The sequence below is a fragment of the Sphingopyxis sp. sgz302558 genome, from assembly GCF_057220455.1.
Genome location: NZ_JBXPUZ010000002.1, coordinates 324,230 through 345,957, shown reverse-complemented (window position 1 = coordinate 345,957; position 21,728 = coordinate 324,230). Strand labels below are relative to the sequence as shown.

The 21,728-nt window shown below is 63.5% G+C and carries 23 protein-coding genes, 1 other RNA gene and 1 pseudogene; 6 read left to right on the top strand and 19 right to left on the bottom strand.

Features of this window, described 5'->3' with window-relative positions; all coding sequences use genetic code 11:
- Window positions 1-32 precede the first annotated feature (32 nt).
- From AC2TC0_RS07020 to dapA, 3 genes are read right to left on the bottom strand one after another with little or no spacing between them, the layout of a single operon-like run.
- Window positions 33-608, bottom strand: a complete 576-nt coding sequence (locus AC2TC0_RS07020) for a DUF2062 domain-containing protein (protein WP_484716800.1) — start codon at window positions 606-608, stop codon at window positions 33-35.
- On the bottom strand, window positions 608-1,093 hold the full coding sequence (gene smpB, locus AC2TC0_RS07015) for an SsrA-binding protein SmpB (protein ID WP_484716799.1): 486 nt from the start codon (window positions 1,091-1,093) through the stop codon (window positions 608-610). The genes AC2TC0_RS07020 and smpB overlap by 1 nt, the downstream gene beginning before the upstream one ends.
- A gap of 9 nt (window positions 1,094-1,102) precedes the next feature.
- Window positions 1,103-1,978, bottom strand: coding sequence for a 4-hydroxy-tetrahydrodipicolinate synthase (gene dapA / locus AC2TC0_RS07010; protein WP_484716798.1), 876 nt, complete (start codon window positions 1,976-1,978; stop codon window positions 1,103-1,105).
- Between the two features lie 110 nt (window positions 1,979-2,088).
- On the opposite strand from dapA, the gene AC2TC0_RS07005 reads away from it, so the two are divergent.
- Together AC2TC0_RS07005 and greB are read left to right on the top strand one after the other, a co-directional pair.
- Window positions 2,089-4,113: a lytic transglycosylase domain-containing protein gene (locus AC2TC0_RS07005; protein ID WP_484716797.1), complete on the top strand. Its 2,025-nt coding sequence runs from the start codon at window positions 2,089-2,091 to the stop codon at window positions 4,111-4,113.
- A pseudogene (gene greB / locus AC2TC0_RS07000) lies at window positions 4,110-4,592 on the top strand (transcription elongation factor GreB); the annotation flags it as partial. The gene AC2TC0_RS07005 and the pseudogene greB, both read left to right, overlap by 4 nt.
- An 8-nt stretch (window positions 4,593-4,600) precedes the next feature.
- Here greB and rnpB read toward each other — a convergent pair.
- From rnpB to AC2TC0_RS06960, 8 genes are all read right to left on the bottom strand, one after another.
- An RNA gene (gene rnpB, locus AC2TC0_RS06995) (RNase P RNA component class A) lies at window positions 4,601-4,996 on the bottom strand.
- 31 nt (window positions 4,997-5,027) lie between these two features.
- On the bottom strand, window positions 5,028-5,717 hold the full coding sequence (locus tag AC2TC0_RS06990; RefSeq protein WP_484716796.1) for an N-acetylmuramoyl-L-alanine amidase: 690 nt from the start codon (window positions 5,715-5,717) through the stop codon (window positions 5,028-5,030).
- Window positions 5,718-5,763: 46 nt separating this feature from the next.
- Entirely contained in the window at window positions 5,764-6,618 is an 855-nt protein-coding gene (locus AC2TC0_RS06985) for a CheR family methyltransferase (protein WP_484716795.1), read from the bottom strand.
- Window positions 6,615-7,727, bottom strand: a complete 1,113-nt coding sequence (gene cheB / locus AC2TC0_RS06980; protein WP_484716794.1) for a chemotaxis-specific protein-glutamate methyltransferase CheB — start codon at window positions 7,725-7,727, stop codon at window positions 6,615-6,617. Before cheB ends, AC2TC0_RS06985 begins: the two co-directional genes overlap by 4 nt.
- Window positions 7,728-8,001: 274 nt before the next feature.
- Window positions 8,002-8,373, bottom strand: a complete 372-nt coding sequence (locus AC2TC0_RS06975; RefSeq protein WP_484716793.1) for a response regulator — start codon at window positions 8,371-8,373, stop codon at window positions 8,002-8,004.
- Between the two features lie 71 nt (window positions 8,374-8,444).
- Complete coding sequence (locus AC2TC0_RS06970) at window positions 8,445-8,879, bottom strand: chemotaxis protein CheW (RefSeq protein WP_484716792.1); 435 nt, start codon at window positions 8,877-8,879, stop codon at window positions 8,445-8,447.
- An 11-nt stretch (window positions 8,880-8,890) separates the two neighbouring features.
- Complete coding sequence (locus AC2TC0_RS06965) at window positions 8,891-11,281, bottom strand: chemotaxis protein CheA (protein ID WP_484716791.1); 2,391 nt, start codon at window positions 11,279-11,281, stop codon at window positions 8,891-8,893.
- A gap of 77 nt (window positions 11,282-11,358) precedes the next feature.
- The gene (locus AC2TC0_RS06960) at window positions 11,359-12,000 is read right to left on the bottom strand and encodes a histidine phosphotransferase family protein (protein ID WP_484716790.1); all 642 of its coding nucleotides are present in this window, start codon (window positions 11,998-12,000) and stop codon (window positions 11,359-11,361) included.
- Between the two features lie 102 nt (window positions 12,001-12,102).
- On the opposite strand from AC2TC0_RS06960, the gene AC2TC0_RS06955 reads away from it, so the two are divergent.
- The 4 genes from AC2TC0_RS06955 to mtgA all read left to right on the top strand — a co-directional run bounded on the left by AC2TC0_RS06955 (window position 12,103) and on the right by mtgA (window position 15,653).
- Window positions 12,103-13,056 (top strand): RluA family pseudouridine synthase, encoded by a 954-nt coding sequence (locus tag AC2TC0_RS06955; protein WP_484716789.1) that lies wholly within the window; start codon window positions 12,103-12,105, stop codon window positions 13,054-13,056.
- A gap of 75 nt (window positions 13,057-13,131) precedes the next feature.
- Window positions 13,132-14,034, top strand: a complete 903-nt coding sequence (gene rpoH, locus AC2TC0_RS06950; protein WP_484716788.1) for an RNA polymerase sigma factor RpoH — start codon at window positions 13,132-13,134, stop codon at window positions 14,032-14,034.
- A complete protein-coding gene (locus tag AC2TC0_RS06945; RefSeq protein WP_484716787.1) occupies window positions 14,031-14,735 on the top strand; it encodes an esterase/lipase family protein in 705 nt (234 codons plus the stop codon). The genes rpoH and AC2TC0_RS06945 overlap by 4 nt, the downstream gene beginning before the upstream one ends.
- A gap of 177 nt (window positions 14,736-14,912) precedes the next feature.
- Window positions 14,913-15,653 (top strand): monofunctional biosynthetic peptidoglycan transglycosylase, encoded by a 741-nt coding sequence (gene mtgA, locus AC2TC0_RS06940; protein WP_484716786.1) that lies wholly within the window; start codon window positions 14,913-14,915, stop codon window positions 15,651-15,653.
- A 49-nt stretch (window positions 15,654-15,702) separates the two neighbouring features.
- On the opposite strand, the gene AC2TC0_RS06935 is transcribed toward mtgA, so the two are convergent.
- From AC2TC0_RS06935 to aspS, 8 genes are all read right to left on the bottom strand, one after another.
- On the bottom strand, window positions 15,703-16,425 hold the full coding sequence (locus AC2TC0_RS06935) for a hypothetical protein (RefSeq protein WP_484716785.1): 723 nt from the start codon (window positions 16,423-16,425) through the stop codon (window positions 15,703-15,705).
- A gap of 81 nt (window positions 16,426-16,506) precedes the next feature.
- Window positions 16,507-17,043 carry a J domain-containing protein gene (locus AC2TC0_RS06930; RefSeq protein WP_484716784.1) on the bottom strand — a complete coding sequence of 179 codons (537 nt, stop codon included), beginning with the start codon at window positions 17,041-17,043 and terminating at the stop codon, window positions 16,507-16,509.
- Window positions 17,044-17,075: 32 nt separating this feature from the next.
- Entirely contained in the window at window positions 17,076-17,216 is a 141-nt protein-coding gene (locus AC2TC0_RS06925; RefSeq protein ID WP_484716783.1) for a DUF2256 domain-containing protein, read from the bottom strand.
- A gap of 134 nt (window positions 17,217-17,350) precedes the next feature.
- On the bottom strand, window positions 17,351-18,127 hold the full coding sequence (locus AC2TC0_RS06920) for a polyphosphate kinase 2 family protein (RefSeq protein ID WP_484716782.1): 777 nt from the start codon (window positions 18,125-18,127) through the stop codon (window positions 17,351-17,353).
- A 47-nt stretch (window positions 18,128-18,174) separates the two neighbouring features.
- Window positions 18,175-19,053, bottom strand: a complete 879-nt coding sequence (locus tag AC2TC0_RS06915) for an alpha/beta fold hydrolase (protein WP_484716781.1) — start codon at window positions 19,051-19,053, stop codon at window positions 18,175-18,177.
- Between the two features lie 11 nt (window positions 19,054-19,064).
- Window positions 19,065-19,454: a type II toxin-antitoxin system VapC family toxin gene (locus AC2TC0_RS06910; protein WP_484716780.1), complete on the bottom strand. Its 390-nt coding sequence runs from the start codon at window positions 19,452-19,454 to the stop codon at window positions 19,065-19,067.
- Window positions 19,451-19,885: a hypothetical protein gene (locus AC2TC0_RS06905; protein ID WP_484716779.1), complete on the bottom strand. Its 435-nt coding sequence runs from the start codon at window positions 19,883-19,885 to the stop codon at window positions 19,451-19,453. Before AC2TC0_RS06905 ends, AC2TC0_RS06910 begins: the two co-directional genes overlap by 4 nt.
- Window positions 19,886-19,924: 39 nt before the next feature.
- Window positions 19,925-21,703, bottom strand: coding sequence for an aspartate--tRNA ligase (gene aspS, locus AC2TC0_RS06900; protein ID WP_484716778.1), 1,779 nt, complete (start codon window positions 21,701-21,703; stop codon window positions 19,925-19,927).
- Window positions 21,704-21,728 lie beyond the last annotated feature (25 nt).

Here is a 21,728-nt window from a genome sequence, read left to right as displayed (position 1 = left end):
ACCAACCCCCTGCAAAGGCGCTGGTCGAACGATTATGACGGTTTGTCGGCGCGCGAACGGCGCAACTTGCGGCGCCAGCGCAGGCGGATCCAATTGTCCCATGCGATCGAAGCCAGCACATAGCCGATCAGCGCGCTGATGGCCGAGATGATAAACAGTCCCGCAAACAGCGCAGGCGCGGTGTCCGATAGGAACCAGGCAAGCCACTCGCGCGCGCTGGCGTGATTGGCCCACAGCGCCTTGAAGGTGGTATAGTCCGCCTTTAGCCCGAACGCCCAATTGCCGACCCCAACCGATGCCGCCAGAATGAGGGGCGTCGTCGCCGGATTCGACAAGAAGGTCATCGCCGCGCCGATGGGAATATTGGAGCGGACCGGCAAAGCCAGCAGCGCCACACCCAATATCTGCACTCCCGGGATTAGCAGGAAGATGCCGACGAACAGCCCGAGCGCCACCCCGCGCGGCACCGAGGTGCGGGTGAAGCGCCACAAGTGGCTGTGCGCGACCCGATGCGCGAAGGGTTTGATCCAGCGGCTTTCGAGCAGCTCTTCGCGGCGCGGCGAATGGCGGCGGATCCAGTCCATCAGCGCGGTTTTGCTGCGCGGCATCAGCCGCGATCCCGCAGCAGGCGTTGCTTATCGCGCTTCCAGTCGCGCTCCTTGATCGCCTCGCGCTTGTCATGGTCCTTCTTGCCCTTGGCCAACGCCAGTTCAACCTTTGCCCGCCCGCGTCCGTTGAAATAGATCGACAGCGGCACCAGCGTCATTCCCTGCCGCGCGACGGCGCCGTGCAGTTTGTTGATCTCGCGCCGCGACAACAGCAATTTGCGCGGCCGCTTGGGTTCATGGTTGAAGCGGTTGCCGTGGCTGAATTCAGGAATATTGGCATTGACCAACCACACTTGATCCTCGGCCACCTCGGCATAGCTTTCGGCAATCGTGCCCTCGCCCGAACGGAGCGCTTTGACCTCGGTCCCTTGCAGGGCGATGCCTGCTTCGAACACTTCGTCAATGGCATAGTCAAAGCGCGCGCGCCGGTTTTCGGCGACGACCTTTTTCTTGTCAAAGGCGGGGGCGGACTGCGGACGCGACATGGAAGCGGCCTATATAAGTCCTGCTTTGGCCAGCGCCAAATCGACCGCCGCGCGCGCCGGTGCATTTGCCGCAATGATCGGCAACCGGGCTTCGGGGTCGAACCAGCCGTAGAGGCGCGACAGCGCATATTTGGCGGGTGCCGGGCTGGCGTCGGCGAACATGGCCTTGTGCAGGTCGAACAACAAATCGTGGAGCGTACGGGCAGCAGACCAGTCGCCGCCTGCGCAAGCCGACGCAAAGGCCGCACAGTGACGCGGTGCGACATTGGCGGTCACTGAAATACAGCCAACACCGCCCATTACCGCGTGCGACAGCCACAAATCGTCATTGCCCGACAGCTGGCAAAAATCCGCCCCCGCCGCCGCGCGCAACTGCGTGACGCGCGCCAGATCGCCGCTGGCATCTTTGATCGCCACCACCGATGGAATTTCAGCGAGCTTTGCCATGGTTTGGGGCATGATGTCGGTCACGGTGCGTCCCGGCACGTTGTAAACCACCATCGGCAGGTCGCTGGCGTCGGCCAGCGCATGATAATGCGCGATGATGCCGTCCTGGCTCGGCCGGTTGTAATAGGGAGCGACAATCAATGCCGCCGTTGCTCCGGCTTCCTTGGCAAATTTCATGTGGCGCAGCGCGGTGGCGGTATCGTTCGATCCGCACCCCGCAATTACGGGCACACGCCCATCGGCAGCGGCGATGCAGGCATCGATCACCTGATAATGTTCGTCAAAGCCCAGTGTCGCACTTTCGCCCGTCGTGCCGCACGGCACCAGCGCGCTCGATCCTTCGGCAATCTGCCAGTCAACCAGTCGTCGGAACGCGTCCGCATCGAACGCTCCACCGCGAAATGGCGTCACCAAAGCAGGAATGGACCCCGAAAACATGCTTGATCCCTTTACAAGCGGCGCACCGGACTCCACAAACCGGCTGAAGTTGCGCCTCATAGGCGCGCCATTCACCACTGGGCAAGGCGTAAGGGGTTATGCAGGGCATTATGAAGACGGCGACAAACCTCTCGCGGTTGGCGCTCGTCACGGCCCTGCTCCTTTCCAGCGGCGCATCGGCCAACGAGCTCAGCCCCGAACAACGTGCCTGGTACCGCGCGCAAATGGGGCTGGCGCAAGGCGTCGTCGCCCCGCCAGTGCGCAACAGCGTCGCCGAAGCGGTGCTCGAATGGCGCGCACTGAACAGCGAGGCCAACAGCTCCTTTGACCGGCTCGCGCGTTTCCTGGCAAACAATCCCGGCTGGCCCGGGGCCGACCAGATGCGCGCGCGCGCCGAAAAGGCGCTGGCCATCGACGGCTTTAACCCCGGCATGACGCTGGCCTATTTCGCGGCCAACCCGCCGCGTACCGCCAGTGGCCATTTGCGGCACGCGCTGGCGCTAAACGCCAGCGGACAGCGCGATGCGGCGCGTGACGCGTTGCGCAAGGCGTGGACGGGCGGGGTGCTTGACGAAATGGAGGAGGCGCGGGTGATCGCGCTGTTCCCCGGGGCGCTCACCACGGCAGACCACGACGCACGCATGGACCGCTTGCTGTGGAGCGGTGCGACGCGCGCGGCGACGCGGCAGTTATTGTTCACATCGTCCGAGCGGCGCGCCTATTTCAGCGCCCGTCTCGCCATGCGCAGCGGCGCGACCGACGCGGCGTTGCAGGCCAGCGCGGTCGAAGCAGCGCGGCCCGACCTTGTCCGACGCGATGCGGGCTGGATTACCGACAAGGCGACCTGGCTGCGTACGTCGGGCCGCGTCGGTGACGCACGCGCCTTACTGTCGCTGCCTCGCCAGTTGGATGCGCCGCCGCTTGATGCTGAGGAATGGGTTGAAACGCTGCTGACCAATGCGCGCGGCGCGGCGAGCAGCGGCGACCATCAGACGGCCTTCGCCATCGCGCGCCAGATTGGCGACGCATTCCCCGCCGGGACGGTTATCCGCGAACTGCCGCTGGGCGTGCGTGATGATTTTACCAGCCTGGCTTGGCTGGCCGCGCATACCGCGCATGAGAAATTGGGTCGGTCGCGCGAGGCAGTGCCACTTTATGCCGCCTATGCCGATGCCGCCCGCTCGGCGCAGACGCGCACCAAAGGCTTTTACTGGGCGGGGCGCGCCGCAGAGGCTGCGGGTGACCGCGCAGAGGCGCAGCGGCAGCTGGCGGCCGCGGCACCGCATTACGATCAGTTTTACGGCCAGCTCGCACGCGAACGGTTGGGCCAAACCATCAGCCGCCCCGCCGACACTCCACCTGTTAGCATCACGGCCGCCGAGCGCACCGCGTTCATGGATGACCGGCTGGTGCGCGCAGCGCGTGTGCTGGGGGAAATGGGCGCGTGGCGCGACCAGTCGCAGTTTTTGCGCGCCATCAGCATGCGCGCCTCCACCCCCGCCGACCATGCGCTGGCGGGCGAGCTTGCCAGCCAGATTGGCCGCATCGACCTGGGCGTCATGATTGGGCGCAGCGCGCAGGCCAATGGCATCGACGCGGTTGCGGTCGCGGGCTTTCCCACTGTCGCCGTGCCCGACGGCCACCAGAATAATTGGACTTTCATCCACGCCATCGCGCGGCAGGAAAGCCAGTTCGACAAGCAGGCGGTCAGCCATGCCGGTGCGCGCGGGCTGATGCAATTGATGCCCGGCACCGCGCGCGAGGTCGCGGGCAAGCTGGGCCTGCCTTATGACATCGCGGGGCTGACCGGCGATACCAGTTACAACATGCAACTGGGTTCGACCTATTTTCAGCAGATGCTAAGCTACTATCGCGGCAGCTATCCGCTCGCGGTGGCGGCCTATAATGCCGGGCCGGGCAATGTGAACAAATGGCTGCGCGCCAACGGCGACCCGCGCGACGGCGCCATCGACATGGTCGAGTGGGTTGAGGACATCCCGATTTTCGAAACACGCAATTATGTTCAGCGTGTGCTGGAAAATGCGGTCGTTTATGACTTGCTGCACCCGCAGCCGGGGCGGACCTTGCCCGCCGCCCCCTTGTCCTTCTACCTCGGCAAACGCACGCCAGGGTGAGCGCTGCCGACCGCACTGATCCCATTACCCCGGCGGGTTACGCCGCGCTGCGCGCCGAATATGACGCACTGCTTGGCAACGAACGCCCCACGCTGGTCGAAACCATCAGCTGGGCAGCGGGCAATGGCGACCGCAGCGAGAATGGCGATTACATTTATGGCCGCAAGAAATTGCGCGAGATCGACCGGAGGCTGGCGTTTCTGGCGCGGCGCATGAAGGCGTCGCGCGTCGTCGATCCGGCACAACAGCCCGACCAGAGCCGCGTCTGGTTCGGCGCGACGGTTGAACTCGCAGACGAAGATGACGCGCGCCGCACCGTGACGCTGGTGGGCAATGACGAAGCAAACGCGGGTGCGGGCCGGATTGGTTGGACCAGCCCGCTGGCGCGCGCGCTGCGCGGGGCTGCGGTGGGCGATCTACGCACGGTGCAGCTGCCTGGCGGCGCGAAGGAATGGGAAGTGACGGCGATCAGCTATCCAGATGCCGAAGGGTCAGGGGATCTGTAAGCCGGGTTCTGTCCAGCCCCTTGCGGGACCTGGGCGATCATTCATCTAGGCGGCGGGTCACCCCGCGCGCTCGAGCAGTCAACCCGGACGGCGGGACCGGAACCGGGTCCTGGGCCGAAACCCGTGCCATCCCTATTCGACCTTGCTCCCGGTGGGGTTTGCCATGCCGCGCCGGTTGCCCGCCGCGCGGTGCGCTCTTACCGCACCTTTTCACCTTTCGCCTGGCCAAGGCCGCGGCGACATTTTCTCTGTGGCACTGTCCCTGACCCGGCTTGCGCCGAGCCGCCGGGCGTTACCCGGCACCGTGGTTTCCGTGGAGCCCGGACTTTCCTCCCCCGCATGGTCGCCCACACAGCGGCGATCGCCCGATCCCCTGACCTGACATGCAATTAGCACAAGGTGGGGGGGTCAGTCACCCTCGGGTTGCGGGAGTAGCAGCGCCAGCAATATCGCCCGGCATTCGCCGTCGATCGTCCCGTCGATCAGCTCGGGGCGGAAGCGCCGCTGGAACGCCACCGTCGCGGCAAAACCATCAGTGACATCATAGCCAAAGCGTTCGAGCGCCAGCAGAAAGCCCGCGTCTGTCCACATCGGGTCGGTCAGCTTTTTGGTCGGACGCGGCAGCGCGAGGCGGCGGCGGGCCAGTTCGTGCCAGGGGAATAACTCGCCCGGATCCTGCTTGCGCGTCGGGGCAATGTCCGAATGGCCGACAACATTGCCGCGGCTGATCTGGTAGCGGTCCTTGATTTCATGAACGAGGCGCACGACCGACGCGACCTGCGGGTCGGGAAAGGGGCGATAGCCAAATTCATGCCCCGGATTGACAATTTCGATGCCGATGCTGGCCGAATTCAAATCGCTCATCCCGCGCCAGTGCGAGCGGCCGGCGTGCCAGGCGCGTTTATCCTCTGGCACCATGCGGACGATCTGGCCATCCTCGGCGACGACATAATGCGAAGACACTTTCGACGCGGGATTGGCGAGCCAGTCGATCGCCGCCTCGCCCGTTTCCATTCCGGTATAGTGGAGCACGATGATCGACACCGGCATGGTGCGCTCGTCGAAATTGGGGGACCAGCGGTCGATGATCTCGCTCATGCCTGCGTGCTTGCGTCAGCACAGAGCGCTTTGCAAGAGGGGGGCGTCACGCGCGGCGCGCGGCAAGCTGCACGGCGGCGTCGGCGGGTTCATACAGGCCCCGGATGCGTCGGCTGGCGACAAACTGGTCGGTTTGTCCGAGCACCGTTTCGCCCGCGCCGAGCACCAGAAAGGCATCGCGACCCGCAAAGCTGCGCAGCCGAATGAACGCCTTGTGCCGCGTCTGCGGCGAAAAATAGAGAAGGACATTGCGGCAGAATATCAGATCGGCTGGGCGCGATAGCGGCGGCCGGTCAATCAGCAAATTTTGCACCGAAAATTCGATGCGGCGGCGCAAGTCGGCCTTGGCGAGCCAGCCAGTGTCGGTCTGGTCGAACCAGCGCACCATGCGCTGCACCGGCAATCCGCGCTGGATTTCAAATTGCGAGTACATCCCCGTTTTGGCTCGGGCGATAGCGCGGCGGCTCACATCGGTGCCCACAATCTCAATCTGCCAGCCCACCCAGCGGTCGCCGTCCTCGGCCAGTTGCATCGCCAACGAATAGGCCTCTTGCCCTGTCGATACGCCGCAATGCCAGATGGTCAGCTGACGCGTCGCTGCGTTGATGCGACGCAGTTCTTCCAATGCCTGTGTTGCAATATCATCGAACAGCAAATGTTCGCGAAAGAAAAAGGTCTCGTTGTTGAGCATGGCGTCGATGACATCGTCGAGCAAGGTCCGGTCAGTGCCGTTAACCAGCGCCGCGACCAGTTGGTCCATATCGTCCAATTTATGCTGTTGCAGCACCGGCTTCAGCGACATTTCGATGCGCCAGATGCGCCCCGGTGACAGCGTCTGGCCGGTGCGCGCCTCGAGCAGGCCCATCAATATGCGGTAAGCGGAATCGGTCCCGCTGCTCATGACGCGGCCCGCAGCGCGGGCGCATTCCGGCTAAGCAGCACCGCCATCGCATCGGGGTTTAGCACTGCATTTGCGCACCCGCCGTTGGCGACTGCACCGGGCATACCCCATACGACGCAGCTTTCTGGAGCCTGGGCCAAAATCATACCGCCAGCACCGTGCAATTCGGCGGCACCTTCTGCTCCGTCGCGGCCCATGCCGCTGAGCACGATGCCGACACCCTGAGCGCCAAAGACCTCTGCCACCGCGGCAAACATCGGGTCGGCGGACGGGCAACAACCATTGGCCACAGGGTGATATTCCAGCAGCACTTCGACATGCCGCCCCACCCGGACCAGCGACAAATGGGCATCGCCAGGCGCCAGATACACAACCCGCGGCTGCAAGCGCATGCCCGGGCGCGCAACATGCACTGTGCGCTTGCTCGCCGTCGCAATCTGCTGCGCATAATATGGGATGAAGGCGTCGGGCAAATGCTGGGTCAGCAAAATCGGCGCTGCAATGCGCGCGTCGAGATTGTTGAGGAAGCTGGCAAAGGCCGGAATACCACCCGTTGAAGCGGCGACCGCAATGCAGGCAACCGGCCCTTCGGGTGTGGGAGCCAGCGCAGCCGGGTCCAGCCGCGCCTCGGCGGCCAGTGTGGACGGCAGCGCCACCGGCGCAGCGGCCAGCGAACGCACCCGCTGGATCAATATCTCGGTAAACTGCCCGGCAAAGCTCCCCCTGCCAGGCTTGGCGAGCGTGTCGCTGGCACCGCGCGCCAGCGCCTCGATGGCTGCCGGGCCGCCCTCTTCGCAGTTCGACGACAGGATCAGCACACGCGCGTGCGCCGCTTGCTCCAAAATGTGCGGCAAGGCCGTGATGCCGCTCATTCCCGGCATTTCAATGTCGAGGATGATCACATCGGCGCGGTCGACCGCCAGCCAATTAATGGCATCGGCCGCCGAAGCGACCGAAGCGCAGACAGCCATGCCCGGCTGCGTGTCGATAATCCGTTCGAGCACGCTGCGAACGACCAAGCTGTCATCGACCAGCATGACGCGGATCGACCGGTCCGCAGTGCGCGGGGTCAGGGCGCGGTCAGCGCGTCGGTTCGCCTGCGCGGACACAGCGCTCAGAGCCTGCCCTGACGAACTGGAAGCGCCGTGACGGAGTCAATTTTGGCTCGGTGCGAGGCGCGAGGAAGGAGCCATGCTGTAGCATAGTGACTGACGAGCAACGCTGCACCGGGCCAAAATTGACCCGCCCCGAAGGGGTTGCGCTGGGAAGTACGCCGAGCTGCGTCGCGTCCCTTGGACGGGCAACCTGCCCGCCCGGCGGGCTGCTCCTTGTCGGCGCACTTCCCAGCGCAATCACGGTGTTTCCAGTTCATCAGGGCAGGCTCTAAGCAACGCCGACAAGCTGCAATTTGCCTTCGAGCGTTTCGCGGTCAAAGGGCTTCATGACATATTCGTCGGCACCTGCCTCGATGGCGGCGCGGATATGGTCGATGCTGTTTTCGGTGGTACAGAATACCACGCGCGGGCGTTCGGCATCACCGAAATCGAGGTCATTGAAGGCGTGTAGAAATTCCATCCCGCTCATCACCGGCATGTTCCAGTCGAGCAGAATGACGTCGGGGCGATTCGCGCGGCAATGGGTCAGCGCAACTTCTCCATCGCATGCCTCTTCGACCGAAAAGTCCATGCTTTCAAGGATGTGACGCGCGACTTTGCGAATGACCTTGCTATCATCGACGATCAGGCAGCTTTTCATCACCAGTACACCTTCGGAAAACCTGTCATTTGAATAGACGCAAACATTGGCAATCGGGTTAACCGCATGGTTCAGGCAGCCCGCGCCAGTGGCTGCGTGACAAGGCGTGCAGGATCCAGCACCAACAGCGTTGCGCCGTCATGTTCGACCACCGTGTCGGACAAGCGCGCCCAGCTGGCGGCAAGGCGACCCTTAGCCGGTTGTTCCCCGGCATCGATGAAGCATACATCCTCAATCAGATCGGCGAGCAGGGCATAGCCATGGCCACCAATCTCGATGACGATGACGCGCTGCCCGAGCGCAATGCTGGTAGGCGCAAAACCAAGCACGACATGCGGATCGATCAGCGTCAACACGCGGCTGCGCAGCGCGAACAGCCCGGCGACATGCGGCGGCGCACCGGGGACCGCGATGGTTTCGCCAACAGGCACCACCGATTCGATTGCCGCCGAGCGTAGCGCCACGCGCGTGTCGGCAATGCGTGCGATGAGATAGAGATTTTCCATCGCTTAGCCCCCTATCCTGTCTTTTTGGTCCGCTGACCCGCCGCCAGCGCAACCATCAGCGCGGGGCGATCATAGCGATAAATGCTGGCATCATCGGCGCGCTGAGCTGCGATGGTCGAGCGCAGCCGCACGACGGGAACCTCGGCATCGGCAACTTCGGTAGCATCGTCACAGCACAGCAGTATGTCGCCAGCTTCATCGCCCTTGGCGGCAGGACCATGCGCGACGCGATATCCTGCAAGCTCCAGCATTGGTGCAAGGAAGCTGCGTGCCCAGCTGTCGGCATCGCCGAGTACACGGCACAATGGCTTGGCGAGCGCAGCCTGAATATCGCCGCGCGCAACCTGGCCCATCAGCCAGAAACAATCGATCAGTTCCACCGGTTCGTCGCCGATCAGGATTGTGCCAAGCACCAGCCCCGGCGTAGCCGCTGGTCGCACCGCTTGCGGACGGCGGACGATGTCGAGCACAGCGGACACCGGGTAACAGACCAGGCAGTCGCCATCGGCGATACGCAGCAGTTTCACACGCTCGTCGGTGGCGGGCGGTTCGGCGGCAAACACCGGTAAGATGGCGCCGTCGATGCGGACATGAATGCCGCCCGCCGCCGCAAACAGTGCATCGGCAGGCACATCGTCGAGCCGGTCGATAACGGCCAGCGGTACAGCTCGGGTCAGGCCGCTGCCATCGCGGAACAACAGCAGCTGTTCACCACTTTGGACGTCCTTGTCGGCAGCAGCCGCCGCGGCGACGGCCACGTCTTCGGCATTGGCCTCGATATCTATGCCCAGAACCTGCGGCAGCGACGTGGTGTCGAGCAACAGCACGGGACGCCCGCTGTCGGGCAGAGTGGTCCCGGCATAAAGGCCGGTCGCCAGTACCGCCGGTGCCGCGGGCTTGATGACCAGTTCTTCATGGTCGTGCACTGCCGCCACGCTGAGCGCGAAGCAGCGCTCCTGCCCCAGCCGGACCAGAATCAACGCGCGGTCATCGCTGCTGTCCGCATCCGGCAGACCAAGCGCCGTTTCCAGGCGCACCAGCGCCAACCGTTCGCCGCGCACTGTTGCATATTCGCCGCCGCCAACCCGTTCGACTCGCACCGCTTCATTGTCTTCAAGCAAAATTTCGCGCACGACGCCGCGTGGCACGGCGAATTGCTGCCCCCCCGCGGACACAAGCAGTCCGGAAATAATGGTCAGTGTCATGGGCACGCGCAGCGTGATCGTCAGCCCCTCGCCGGGGCGGTTGTCCAGTTCGACGAGGCCACCAATGCGTTCGACGTTGGCCTTGACCACATCCATGCCAACCCCGCGCCCCGATAGCGAGCTGATGCTCGCAGCGGTGGACAGGCCAGGGGTGAAGATCAGCGCAAGTTGATCCTTAGCCGACATTCGCGCGGCATCAGCTGCGCCCAGTACACCCGCGGCAACGGCCTTGGCCACCACGCGCTCGAGATCAACGCCGCGCCCGTCGTCGCTCACCGCGATGTCAATGCGATTGCCCGACTGGCGCGCGCTGATACGGATGGTGCCACTCTTGGGCTTACCCGCTGCCGCGCGTGCCTCAGGATTTTCGAGCCCATGATCGATGGCGTTGCGGATGATGTGGGTCAGCGGATCGCGGATATTCTCGATCATCTCGCGGTCGAGCTCAACCTCACCGCCGGCGGTGACCAGTTGGGCTTCCTTCCCCAGTTCTCCGGCTATGTCGCGCACGATACGGGGCAGCGGCGCGAACAGGCGGTCGACGCGCTGCATGCGCATCTGGCTGACCGACTGGCGCATCGTTGCAACCGATTCCGAAAGGCGATCGAACGCCGCTGCAACGCTTTGGTCGCGCACCTTGTCGCGCAGCAACCGGGCGAATTCATTGCGGGCGAGCACCATGTCGGTGACACCCGTCATCACGCTGTCGAGCAAGGGCAAAGGCACCCGGATCGAGCGCCAGCTGGCGAGCGTCTGGTTGAGCGCGTCCTCGTCCAGCGCAGCATCATCGAGGGCAGGTTGGGGGGCAGGCACGGCGGCGGTGCTGCGGGTGACCGCGCGCAACGTGGCGATAACATCGTCGTCCTGGCCTGCCGGTTCCTTGCCCTCCGCGCCAATGGTTTCGGTCAAATCGGTGAGCCGGTCGATAATCGCAAGCACCGCAGACACGAGCGGCCGGTCGGCCGCGCGCTGACCCCGCCGGACCATGTCGAGTGCATCCTCGGCCGCGTGGGCCAGGGCTGTCACGCGCGGCAGGGTGAGGAAACCGGAGCTGCCCTTGACCGTGTGGACAAAGCGAAAAATCGCGTCGAGCCGCTCCTGATCGGCGGGGTTTGCTTCCCACGCCACGATTGCGCCGGCAATTTCGGCTAGCATCTCTCCGGTTTCGCCAAGAAAATCCGAAAGCAGTTCGTCCATTGCACCTGTCCGCGACCCGTTAACAGCCGGGTTTTGGCGCGGATTGGTTAAGGACGCGTTTACCCTGCGGCCTTTGGTCAGCCGGAAATCACGGCGCCCACCAACAACGAGGTCGGGGTCTCGCGCGCCAGCATCACGCGGCCTTGGTTGGCGGCCGCAACCGCCTGCACCAGCACGGCGGGCGCGGTGCGCGATGTCATGTCATTATCGCCGGCACCATGCGCCAGTATTCGTTCGACATCGCTGTCCAGGAACAGCCGCTCTGCCTCGACGTGCAGCGCAATTTCGATTGTGCCCTCGCGCCGCTCGCAGCCAATGTCGAGCCGGCCGCCCCGCACCAGCGCGTCGACCAACAACAGCGCAAGGTTGAGGATAATTTTCACCGCCGGTTTCGGCAAAGGAGCATCATCGATCATCCAGTTCAGCGTGATGGGGCGCGTGTCGCCGATGATGCCTTCAATCGCCGACTTCGCTTCATCGGGCGGCACTTCATCGCCGAAACCACCCGCCGATCCAAAGGCCAGCCGAAAGAATTTCAGTTTGTTAGTGGATGTTTTTGCACTCTGTTCGAGCAACTCGATACAGCGCGCGCGCATCTCCGGGTCCTTCTCGTCGGCCAGCAATTCCAGGCCGTTGGCAAAGGCGCCCACCGGGCTCAAAAGATCGTGGCACAGGCGCGAGGCCAGGATGCTCGCAAAGTCAACGCGGTCGATGGTCATGGATGGTCCCTGTCTCCCCTCGTCCCGCCCTAGGCGAGCCGATTCGGCGGGGCAAGCGCGAACCGCCCTTGAAAGCCGCGCCGCTCGTCCCACGTAATGGTTATGGGGGACGACGACATCATCACCGTGGCGATTGACGCCGATGCGGCCGACGATCGGCTCGACCGGGCGCTGGCAGCCGCTTTGCCCCAGCTGTCGCGCGAGCGGGTCAAAACGCTGATCAAGGGCGGGCGCGTTACCACCAGCGGTGGCACAATTCTGTGGGACCCGGCGGCAAAGCCCGGCCGACCCGATACCCTGACACTGCGCGTTCCTGCTGCGCTGCCGGCGCACAATGTCGCGCAGGATCTGGACCTCGTCATCGCGTTTGAAGACGAACATCTGATCGTGGTCGACAAACCTGCGGGGATGGTGGTGCATCCAGCCGCGGGCAATGCCGATGGCACGCTGGTCAACGCGCTGCTCCACCATTGCAAGGGCCAGTTGTCGGGCATTGGCGGCGTCGCCCGCCCGGGAATTGTCCACCGCATCGACAAGGACACCAGCGGCCTGATCGTGGCGGCAAAGCATGATCGGGCACACACGGGGCTCGCCAAGCAATTTGCCGACCACAGCATCACGCGCCGTTATGTGGCGGTGGTCGCTGGTCGAATTCTGCCGCCGGTTGGTAGCATTGATGCACCGCTCGCGCGGTCGACCAAAAACCGGCTCAAAATGGAAGTCGTTGGGCCCGGACAGGGCAAGCACGCCATAACCCACTATCGCACGCTGGAAGCGCTGCGCGACGGGACTTTGGTCGAATGCCGGCTGGAAACCGGGCGCACGCACCAGGTACGCGTCCATTTGACGCACATCGGTCACCCGCTGGTCGGCGACCCCATCTATGGCCGGATGCGCAAGACGGTGGGAGCGGCGGCACAGCGGCTGGGCTTTCACCGCCAGGCATTGCATGCCGCGCATTTGGGCTTTATTCACCCGGTGACAGGTAACGCCATCGCGCTCGACAGCGAACTTCCGGCAGATATGCAGGAACTTTTGGCCGAATTAAGCGTTTAGGTTGCAATTGAAAATCTATCTCGACGCCCGGCATCACGTGGCGCAAAATGCAGGCTCTTCAGGGAAGTTTTGAATATGGCGAACAATGGCAATCTACCGGCGACCATGCCCGCATTGTCGGGCGAAGCCAGCCTGAACCGCTATCTGGCGGAAATTCGCAAATTCCCGCTGCTGACTGCCGAGCAGGAATATATGCTCGCCAAACGCTATCAGGAACATCAGGACCCGGAAGCTGCGGCGCAGCTCGTGACCAGCCATTTGCGGCTGGTTGCGAAAATCGCTATGGGCTTTCGCGGCTATGGCCTGCCGGTCAGCGAGCTGATCTCCGAGGGCAATATCGGTCTGATGCAGGGGGTGAAGAAGTTTGACCCCGACCGCGGTTTCCGCCTCGCCACCTATGCGATGTGGTGGATCCGCGCCTCGATCCAGGAATTCATCCTGCGCTCGTGGAGCCTTGTCAAAATGGGCACCACGGCGGCGCAGAAGAAGCTGTTCTTCAACCTGCGGCGGATGAAGAATAACCTCGAAGCATTTGAGGACGGCGATCTCAGCCCCGAACATGTCGCCAAAATCGCCACCGATTTGGGTGTGAGCGAGGATGACGTCGTCAGCATGAACCGTCGCATGGCGATGGGTGGCGACACCTCGCTGAACGTCCCTATGGGCGAGGATGGCGACAGCCAGTGGCAGGATTTGCTCGACGACGAAGGCCCGTTGCAGGACGAACGCGTCGCCGAGGCGCAGGAACGCAACCTGCGCCACGACCTGCTCAACGAGGCGTTGGAAAGCCTGAATGAGCGCGAGCGCCACATTTTGACCGAGCGCCGCCTGACCGACGATCCCAAGACGCTGGAGGATTTGAGCCAGGAATATGGCGTCAGCCGCGAACGTGTCCGCCAGATCGAGGTGCGCGCTTTTGAAAAGCTGCAAAAGGCGATGCTCAGTATTGCTGGCGAACGCCGGCTGCTGACCGCATGACCGCACGCAGCGTCGCCCTGCCCAGCGGGCTGACCCCGCCCGACCGCCTTGCGACGCTCGCCGAACTGCTGCTGCCGCTCGACATGGCGGGCTTTGCCTTGCATCTGCCGTCGCTGGCCTTTGCGCCAAAGGGCGACGGGCGCCCGGTGCTGCTGCTCCCCGGCTATGGCGCGAGCGAAGTGTCGATGGAGCCGCTGGCCCGCTTCCTGTCCTTTATCGGTTACAGCACCCAGCATTGGGACCTGGGCCGCAACCGCGGCCGCGTCGACCAATATGCCCGCGCCATCGCGGACCAGCTGGTCGCGCGCTATGACGCACCCGTCACGCTGATCGGCTGGAGCCTGGGCGGCGTGGTCGCGCGCGAAGCAGCGCGGCTGGTCCCGGACAAGGCGCGCGAGATTATCACCATGGGCACGCCGGTCATTGGCGGGCCGAAATATACCAGCCTTGGTCGCCGCTATGCGCAGGATCAATCGCTGGACCTCGACCATTTCGAACGCCAGGTGCACGAACGCAACCTGATTGGCCTCAACTGCCCCATCACCGCCATTTACACCGACCGCGACGGCGTGGTCAGTCCGGGCAGCAGTCAGGACATCTACAATCCGCAAACGCGCATGGTGAAGGTCGGCGGCGGACATTTCGGCCTGGGCATCAACCCGCGCGTGTGGCGGATTATTGCGGACACGTTGGCGGGATAAGCGCTTGTGAGGCGCGGTCGAACCACAGCACCGCAGTGCTGAGCCTGTCGAAGCACGCGGCGCTGACACGCGCCGTCGCTTCGTTTTGCTCCACGCCCTTCGACAAGCTCAGGGCTACGGTGATTGGCGGCAGCACGCCCCCTTGCCCTCTCCGCCGCACCCGCTAATCCTCTCCCCATGGCCAGCCTCGCCGAATTCGAACCCGAACCAGCGCCAGCCCCCTCGGCAAAGGCCCGCAAAAGAGGCGGCTGGTTCCTCACCCTGCTGCGCTGGCTGCTTTACTTCGTCCTCGGCTCGATTGCCTGGGTGCTGCTCTATGCCGTCGTGCCGCCGCCGGTGACCTTTACCATGCTGGCCGACCCCAATGGCATCACCAAGGATTGGACCAGCCTCAATAATATCGACCGCAACATGGTGCGCGCGGTCATCGCGGCGGAGGACGGGAAGTTCTGCAGCCATGACGGATTTGACCGCGAAGCCATCGAGCAAGCCATCGAACGCAACAAAAAAGGCAAACGGCTGCGCGGCGGCTCGACGATCAGCCAGCAGACCGCGAAGAACGCCTTCCTGTGGCAGGGCAGCGGCTGGACGCGCTATTTGCGCAAACCGCCAGAAATCTGGTTCACTTTTCTGACCGAGAAAATCTGGGGCAAGCGGCGGATTATGGAGGTTTACCTCAACGTCGCCGAAACCGGCATCGGCACCTATGGCGTCGAAGCCGGGGCGCAGCGTTACTTCAAAAAAGGTGCGGCCAAGCTGACGCCGCGCGAAGCCGCCCGCATCGCCGCCATCCTGCCGCTGCCCAAAAAGCGCGAGGCCGTCAGCCCCTCAGGCTTCACCCGCCGTTATGGCAACACCATCACCGCGCGGATCGGGCAGGTGCGGCGCGATGGGCTGGATGGCTGTGTTTACAATTAGGCTAACGGCCACTTTTTGGTGGATTGCGGACCCGGGGCGAAGCAATTCACTAAGCTAGGAACGTATAGAGCCACTGGCCGAACGCGCGTTGAATGCCTTGATCGAAGAACATGACCTCAAGCACCTGCTCGAAGACCAACGCGGGTGCGACTAGAAGCCAAACAGGATGGACTGCGTCATACCTCCACCTGTCACGCCCGGCGGCGATCAGGATGGGAGAGTAAGCCAGCACTATGGCGAACCAGATGTCGGGGTCGGGCACCGCCGGAAACCAATGGCGCAGGCGAAAGAAGGCCGGCCACAGCAACTGGATAGTGGCTAGCATAACGAGACGCTTGTGCCAGTCAGCGCGTCGTCGGGTAGCCATTGCTGCTGCCACGAGGAGAACAAAAAGAGTGAGGCCGGTCGCAGTACCTGACAAAGCAGAAGTCGCGGCAGTGCTGATCACAGCCAAGTCCCTTTTTGCCGCCCAGACTGCCGTGGCAATGCCGCTAGCCCAGACGACTACGGCAAGCGGCAGGGCTGTTTGCCCAATTCGGCGGTGGACGGGCGTCCGCTGCTTTCTCACAAGCAGCGCCTGTCCAATGACTAAAACAATCCAAGAAAGCGCGGATGCGCCGTGGCTATGGACATACCATGGCGCAGAGAAGGTTCTGCGAATCATTGGAGCCGCATAGGTCACGCCGAAACCAAAGCCGACTACGCCAAGCCCGGCTAGACCGAACCCAATGTAGAAGAGCGTCGCGCGATCCCGGACCCATAGATTCGCCATTGTTCATTTTCCCCCGCGATAACTTGCCGGAGGTCTCGGACGTCTGCAAGGTTGTCGGCAGCGGTCATAACCGCCAACCTCCTACCCCGGCTTCCAGCTTTTCCGATCTTCGGCCTGGCGCAGCACCTCGAACGCCGCCTGCCCCGCCTGAAAGCGTTTCGCCGCATCGGGGTCGCCGGGTTTCACATCGGGGTGCGTTTCCTTCGCCAGCGCGCGCCAGGCCTTTTTGACCGTTTCAAAATCGGCGTCGGGGTCGAGGTCGAACACCTCGAGCGCGCGCATTTCGTCGGCGCTGCGGCTGCCGTCACCGGGGCCGCTCCAGGCATAATGCTGCGCGCGGGCATAGCTGCGCGCGCCGGCGGCCTCCTCGGCGGCGCGCGCCGCGGCGTCTTCGGCGGATAGCCCTGCGAAATAATCCCAGCTGCGGTTATATTCGGCGGCGTGCGCTTCGCAGAAATACCAGCGTTCGGGGCTGTTGGGTGATTTGGGCGCGGGGTGGTTCGCGGGCTGGTCGCACCCATAGCGGTCGCACAGCTTTACCGCCTGCGCTGCGCTGCCCGCGCCATAGCCGCGCCAGCGGGGCCATCCCCAATCATCGGATCTTTTGGTGCGCGGCATCGTCCAGCCTTAACCCGCCCGCGCGCGCATGGCTAGCCGCGCTTTGACCGGCAGCGGTCGGAACAGTAACGCACCTCGTCCCACACCTTCGCCCATTTCTTGCGCCACGTGAACGGGCGGCCACAGGCGGCGCAGTCTTTGGTCGGCAGGTCGGCTTTGCGGCGCATTTTCATGGAAGGAGCCTAGAGATCACGGTCCTGACCCTAGCACCGTAGGGCTGAGCTTGTCGAAGCCCGCGGCCCGGGGAGGAACCATTGCTTGGTCCTGCGGCACGCCCTTCGACAAGCTCAGGGCTACGGTTTTTCTCTCACCCCCGCCCCAGCGCTGCATTCGCCATTTTGGCGAACTCAGGGTCAAGCGGCGGCTCGGTCATCGGCACCTTGGCCTCCAGCGTGTCGGCGATGTGCGTCAGCGCGGCGATGCGCGCCGCCTTTTTGCTATTGCCGTCGACCACTTTCCACGGCGCCCAGCGCGTGTCGGTGAACTTGAACATGTCTGCAAGCGCCGCGAGATACTCCGTGCGCTTCGCCCGGTTGCGATAATCGTCAGGGCCGGTTTTCCAGCGCTTCCACGGATTGTCGAGCCGATCAGCGAGGCGTTTGTCTTGTTCTTCCTGCGTCACATGGACGAACAGCTTGACCAGATGCGTGCCGCTGCCAACCAGTTGCGCTTCGAACTCGTTGATTTCGTCATAGCCGCGCCGCCATTCGGCCTCGCTGGCATAGCCCTCGACGCGCTCGACGAGCACACGGCCGTACCAGCTGCGGTCGAACACCCCGATTTCGCGCGTGCCCGGCAGCCGCGTCCAGAAACGCCACAGGAAATGGCGGGCCTTTTCCTCATCGCTGGGTGCACTGATCGGCCAGACGTCGAAGTAGCGCGCGTCGAGCTCGGCGGTCAGCTTTTTGATGATGCCACCCTTGCCCGCCGCGTCCCAGCCTTCGAACAGGATCACACTACGCTGGTTATGCGCGATATGCGCCGCTTGCACGCGTTCCAGCCGCGTCTGCAATGCCGCAAGGTCGGCGTCATAATCGCCCTTATGCTTGGTGCCGGCTTCAAAATTGGCAAGATTGATGGCCATTGTGCGAAATTAGGCCGCACACAGCCGCGAACAAGGCGCGTTAATGGTTAAGCCGGGGGCAATTGCGTGCCAATAAGGGACGCAATTTGCCCCGGCACCTCCATCGGAATGAAGTGCGACTGGTCATTCCAATGCAAGTCGGTGCCGTTCGGGAAGGCGCTGGCGGTGCCCGGCCAGGTCGGGCTGATCGAAAAATCCAGCTGCCCCGATCGCTCGGCATTGCGCGCGCGAACGACCGTGACGGGACAGGTGATCGCGGCGGCCGCCATGTGCGGGTCAAACGCAGCATTGCCCAGATAGGCCGATGCCTCGAGCCGCGGCGGACAGGCGAGCTGATAGCCATCGCCTTGCAGGCGCGGCAGCAAGCCATAGGTGCAATAATCCGCCAGCACCGCCGGGTCCCAGCCGCTATAGGGATGGCGCTCGGCAAAGCGCGCGATCATTTCTTCGGCGCTGGCCCAATGGTTACGGCGGCGGCTGACAAAATGATCGTCGGGATCACCCGGTGCGGCATGACCGGCGGCATAATATTCCGGCGCGAAGATCACGGGGTCGATCAGATAAAGCTGCCGGAACCGATCGGGCCGCAGCGCCGCAGCGCGCACCACGCACACGCCGCCCATGCTGTGGCCGACCCCCACAAGCGGCCGCGACAAGCTGTCAATCAGCGGTATCAGATCATCCGCCGTCGCCGCCCAATCGTCCAGCGAATCCGGCCGATAACTCCGCCCATGCCCACGCAGGTCGGGCGCGACGACATGGGCGCCCGCCGGCAACGCGGCCACCACCTGGTCCCAGCAGCGGGCATGAAAGCCGGTGGCGTGGACGAGCAGGTAAGTGGGTTGGGCTGGCTGTGCTGTCCCCCACTCGAACCAGCACAGATCGCCGAGGGGGGCCGCAAGAAAATGTTCAACTGGGGCGGGCATCGCTTTAGCGCCTACACCACCCCGATGCATGGCACGCCATATCCCAGCATCGACCGGTCACCCGTCATCAGCGCCCTGCCCTCAATTTGCGCCTGCGCCAGGATCAGACGGTCAAACGGATCTTTGTGGTTGGCCCGCTCGGGTAACGCCTCCAGCGCCATCAGGTGCGCGGCGGCAATTTCTACAATCCCGAATTGCTCTTCAACCGCTCGACGATAGGCAACTGAACCCGATGACTGCAGCTTTCCCTGCCGGAACTTGATTGACATTTCCCAGAATGAAGCGACGCTGACCGCCACATCTGCACGTGGATCGGCGAGCAGTTTGCGCGCACCAACGTTAAGCCGCCGGTCGGCATTTTGCCACCAGATCAGGACATGCGTGTCTATGAGTAGCCTCATTCGCGCGGCAACTGGTCCGTGGAAAAAGGCAATGCGTCATAGTCCGGGTCGTCATAGGGCCAGGCTTCGAACGATTTCAGGATATCCTCGGGCCACGCGTCGAAATCATCCGCCATCCACAATTTGCCCTTTAGCGCGCCCGGCTTGCGCGGTTTGCCGTCCTTGGTCCACACCCATTGGCCGTCCACAAAATAGGGCTGGCCTTCAGGCCCCTTAGCCATCGGGGCCGATGCCAAGGGCGCGGGCGCGTCATGATGAAATGGCATTTGCACGTCACGCACTCCGGCAGCGGGATAGGCGAGCGACTTCTCGTCACCCAGACTGGTCAGATATTCCTTCACCAGCGCCGACAAGGACGTCCCCATTTCCGCGGCCCTGATACGGGCGCGGCGATGCGTTTCATCGTCAAGGGCGATGGTGACATTCTTCATGTGAAACTGTGTAACACAGTTTCACATTTTCCACAATCGCTATTTGGCGGGCGCGACCACGCTAATCCCCAGTTCCTTCAGCTGTTTCGCCATCGCGGGCGACGGCGCACCCATGAGCAGGTCTTCGGCGCGCTGGTTCATCGGGAACAGGGTGATCTCGCGCAGATTCTGGACGCCGCACAGCAGCATCACCATGCGGTCGACCCCGGCCGCCATGCCGCCGTGCGGCGGCGCGCCATATTGGAAGGCGCGGTACATGCCGCCAAAGCGCTCCTCGACATCGGCCTGGCTCAGCCCGGTCAGTTCAAACGCCTTGACCATCAATTCGGGGTGATGGTTCCGAATGGAACCCGAGGCGAGCTCATAGCCGTTACAGACCATGTCGTACTGAAACGCCTTGATCGTGAGCGGATCCTGCGTCGTCAGCGCTTCTAGCCCACCTTGCGGCATGCTGAAGGGGTTGTGCGCGAAATCGAGCTTCTTTTCATCCTCGTCCCATTCATAGAAGGGGAAGTCGATGATCCAGCAAAAGCGGAAGGCGTCCTGTTCGATCAGATCCAGCTGTTCGGCGACACGGGTGCGCGCGGCACCAGCCAGCTTCGCCGCCTGATCGGCCTTGCCTGCCGCAAAGAAACAGCCGTCATCGGGGCCAAGGCCAAGCGCAGCATAGAGCGCCAACATTCCTTCTTCGCCATGGTTCTTGGCAATCGGACCGCCAAATTCGCCGCCCTTGCGCGTCACATAACCAAGACCCGCATGGCCTTCGGCACGCGCCCACTCGTTCATTTCGTCAAAGAATTTGCGGCTCTTGTCCGCCGTACCGGGCGCGGGAATGGCGCGAACAACACCGCCATCGCCGACGATGCGCTCGAACAGGCCAAAGCCCGAGGTCTGGAAATGCCCGGACACATCCTTGATGATCAGTGGGTTGCGCAGATCGGGCTTGTCGGTGCCGTAATCGAGCATCGCTTGCGCATAGGGGATACGTGGAAATTCGCCTGCGGGCGTCACCTTGCGCCCCTCGGCAAAGCTTTCGAAGATGCCGGCCATCACCGGCTCCATCGTTTCCCACACTTCTTCCTGCGTGACGAAGCTCATTTCCAGATCGAGCTGGTAAAATTCGCCGGGCAGCCGGTCGGCGCGCGGGTCTTCGTCGCGGAAGCACGGGGCGATCTGGAAATAGCGGTCGAAGCCCGCCACCATCAGCAATTGCTTATACTGCTGCGGCGCCTGCGGCAGCGCGAAGAATTTGCCCTGATGGATGCGGCTGGGCACCAGAAAATCGCGCGCGCCTTCGGGGCTGCTCGCGGTCAGGATCGGCGTCGAATATTCGGTAAAGCCGATGTCTTCCATCCGGCGACGCGTTTCGCGGATAATCTGGGTGCGCTTCACAATGTTGGCGTGCAGCGTCTCGCGGCGCAGATCGAGGAAACGGTAACGCAGGCGAATTTCTTCGGGATATTCCTGCTCACCGGCCACCGGCAATGGCAGCTCGGCCGCGGCCGACCGGATGGTAACGCTGCTCGCGCGCACTTCGATGTCGCCGGTCGGCAGCGCCGCATTCACCGTCGCCGCCGAGCGCGCGATCACCTCGCCATCAACCGTCACCACGCTTTCCACGCGCGCACCGTCGAGCGCGTCGAATGCCGCCGAACCGCTGTTCACCACCAGCTGGGTCAGGCCATAATGATCGCGCAGGTCGACGAACAACAGCCCGCCATGGTCGCGCTTGCGATGGATCCAGCCGGACAACCGCACGGATGCGCCGACATCGGCAGCGCGCAGCGCGCCGCAATTGTGAGTACGATAGCTATGCATGCGCGGCGCTAAGCGCCCTGCGCGC

Excerpts from the sequence above, each read along its gene's own strand:
- AC2TC0_RS06985 (WP_484716795.1), bottom strand. The coding sequence starts at position 6,618 with ATGAGCAGCGGGACCGATTCCGCTTACCGCATATTGATGGGCCTGCTC.
- dapA (WP_484716798.1), bottom strand. The coding sequence starts at position 1,978 with ATGTTTTCGGGGTCCATTCCTGCTTTGGTGACGCCATTTCGCGGTGGA.
- AC2TC0_RS06910 (WP_484716780.1), bottom strand. The coding sequence starts at position 19,454 with ATGAGGCTACTCATAGACACGCATGTCCTGATCTGGTGGCAAAATGCC.
- mtgA (WP_484716786.1), top strand. The coding sequence starts at position 14,913 with ATGGCCAGCCTCGCCGAATTCGAACCCGAACCAGCGCCAGCCCCCTCG.
- AC2TC0_RS06965 (WP_484716791.1), bottom strand. The coding sequence starts at position 11,281 with ATGGACGAACTGCTTTCGGATTTTCTTGGCGAAACCGGAGAGATGCTA.
- AC2TC0_RS06960 (WP_484716790.1), bottom strand. The coding sequence starts at position 12,000 with ATGACCATCGACCGCGTTGACTTTGCGAGCATCCTGGCCTCGCGCCTG.
- AC2TC0_RS07005 (WP_484716797.1), top strand. The coding sequence starts at position 2,089 with ATGAAGACGGCGACAAACCTCTCGCGGTTGGCGCTCGTCACGGCCCTG.
- AC2TC0_RS06945 (WP_484716787.1), top strand. The coding sequence starts at position 14,031 with ATGACCGCACGCAGCGTCGCCCTGCCCAGCGGGCTGACCCCGCCCGAC.
- aspS (WP_484716778.1), bottom strand. The coding sequence starts at position 21,703 with ATGCATAGCTATCGTACTCACAATTGCGGCGCGCTGCGCGCTGCCGAT.
- AC2TC0_RS06915 (WP_484716781.1), bottom strand. The coding sequence starts at position 19,053 with ATGCCCGCCCCAGTTGAACATTTTCTTGCGGCCCCCCTCGGCGATCTG.
- AC2TC0_RS06990 (WP_484716796.1), bottom strand. The coding sequence starts at position 5,717 with ATGAGCGAGATCATCGACCGCTGGTCCCCCAATTTCGACGAGCGCACC.
- AC2TC0_RS06905 (WP_484716779.1), bottom strand. The coding sequence starts at position 19,885 with ATGAAGAATGTCACCATCGCCCTTGACGATGAAACGCATCGCCGCGCC.
- AC2TC0_RS06935 (WP_484716785.1), bottom strand. The coding sequence starts at position 16,425 with ATGGCGAATCTATGGGTCCGGGATCGCGCGACGCTCTTCTACATTGGG.
- AC2TC0_RS06930 (WP_484716784.1), bottom strand. The coding sequence starts at position 17,043 with ATGCCGCGCACCAAAAGATCCGATGATTGGGGATGGCCCCGCTGGCGC.
- AC2TC0_RS06970 (WP_484716792.1), bottom strand. The coding sequence starts at position 8,879 with ATGGAAAATCTCTATCTCATCGCACGCATTGCCGACACGCGCGTGGCG.
- AC2TC0_RS07020 (WP_484716800.1), bottom strand. The coding sequence starts at position 608 with ATGCCGCGCAGCAAAACCGCGCTGATGGACTGGATCCGCCGCCATTCG.
- AC2TC0_RS06975 (WP_484716793.1), bottom strand. The coding sequence starts at position 8,373 with ATGAAAAGCTGCCTGATCGTCGATGATAGCAAGGTCATTCGCAAAGTC.
- AC2TC0_RS06920 (WP_484716782.1), bottom strand. The coding sequence starts at position 18,127 with ATGGCCATCAATCTTGCCAATTTTGAAGCCGGCACCAAGCATAAGGGC.
- AC2TC0_RS06955 (WP_484716789.1), top strand. The coding sequence starts at position 12,103 with ATGGGGGACGACGACATCATCACCGTGGCGATTGACGCCGATGCGGCC.
- AC2TC0_RS06925 (WP_484716783.1), bottom strand. The coding sequence starts at position 17,216 with ATGAAAATGCGCCGCAAAGCCGACCTGCCGACCAAAGACTGCGCCGCC.
- rpoH (WP_484716788.1), top strand. The coding sequence starts at position 13,132 with ATGGCGAACAATGGCAATCTACCGGCGACCATGCCCGCATTGTCGGGC.
- smpB (WP_484716799.1), bottom strand. The coding sequence starts at position 1,093 with ATGTCGCGTCCGCAGTCCGCCCCCGCCTTTGACAAGAAAAAGGTCGTC.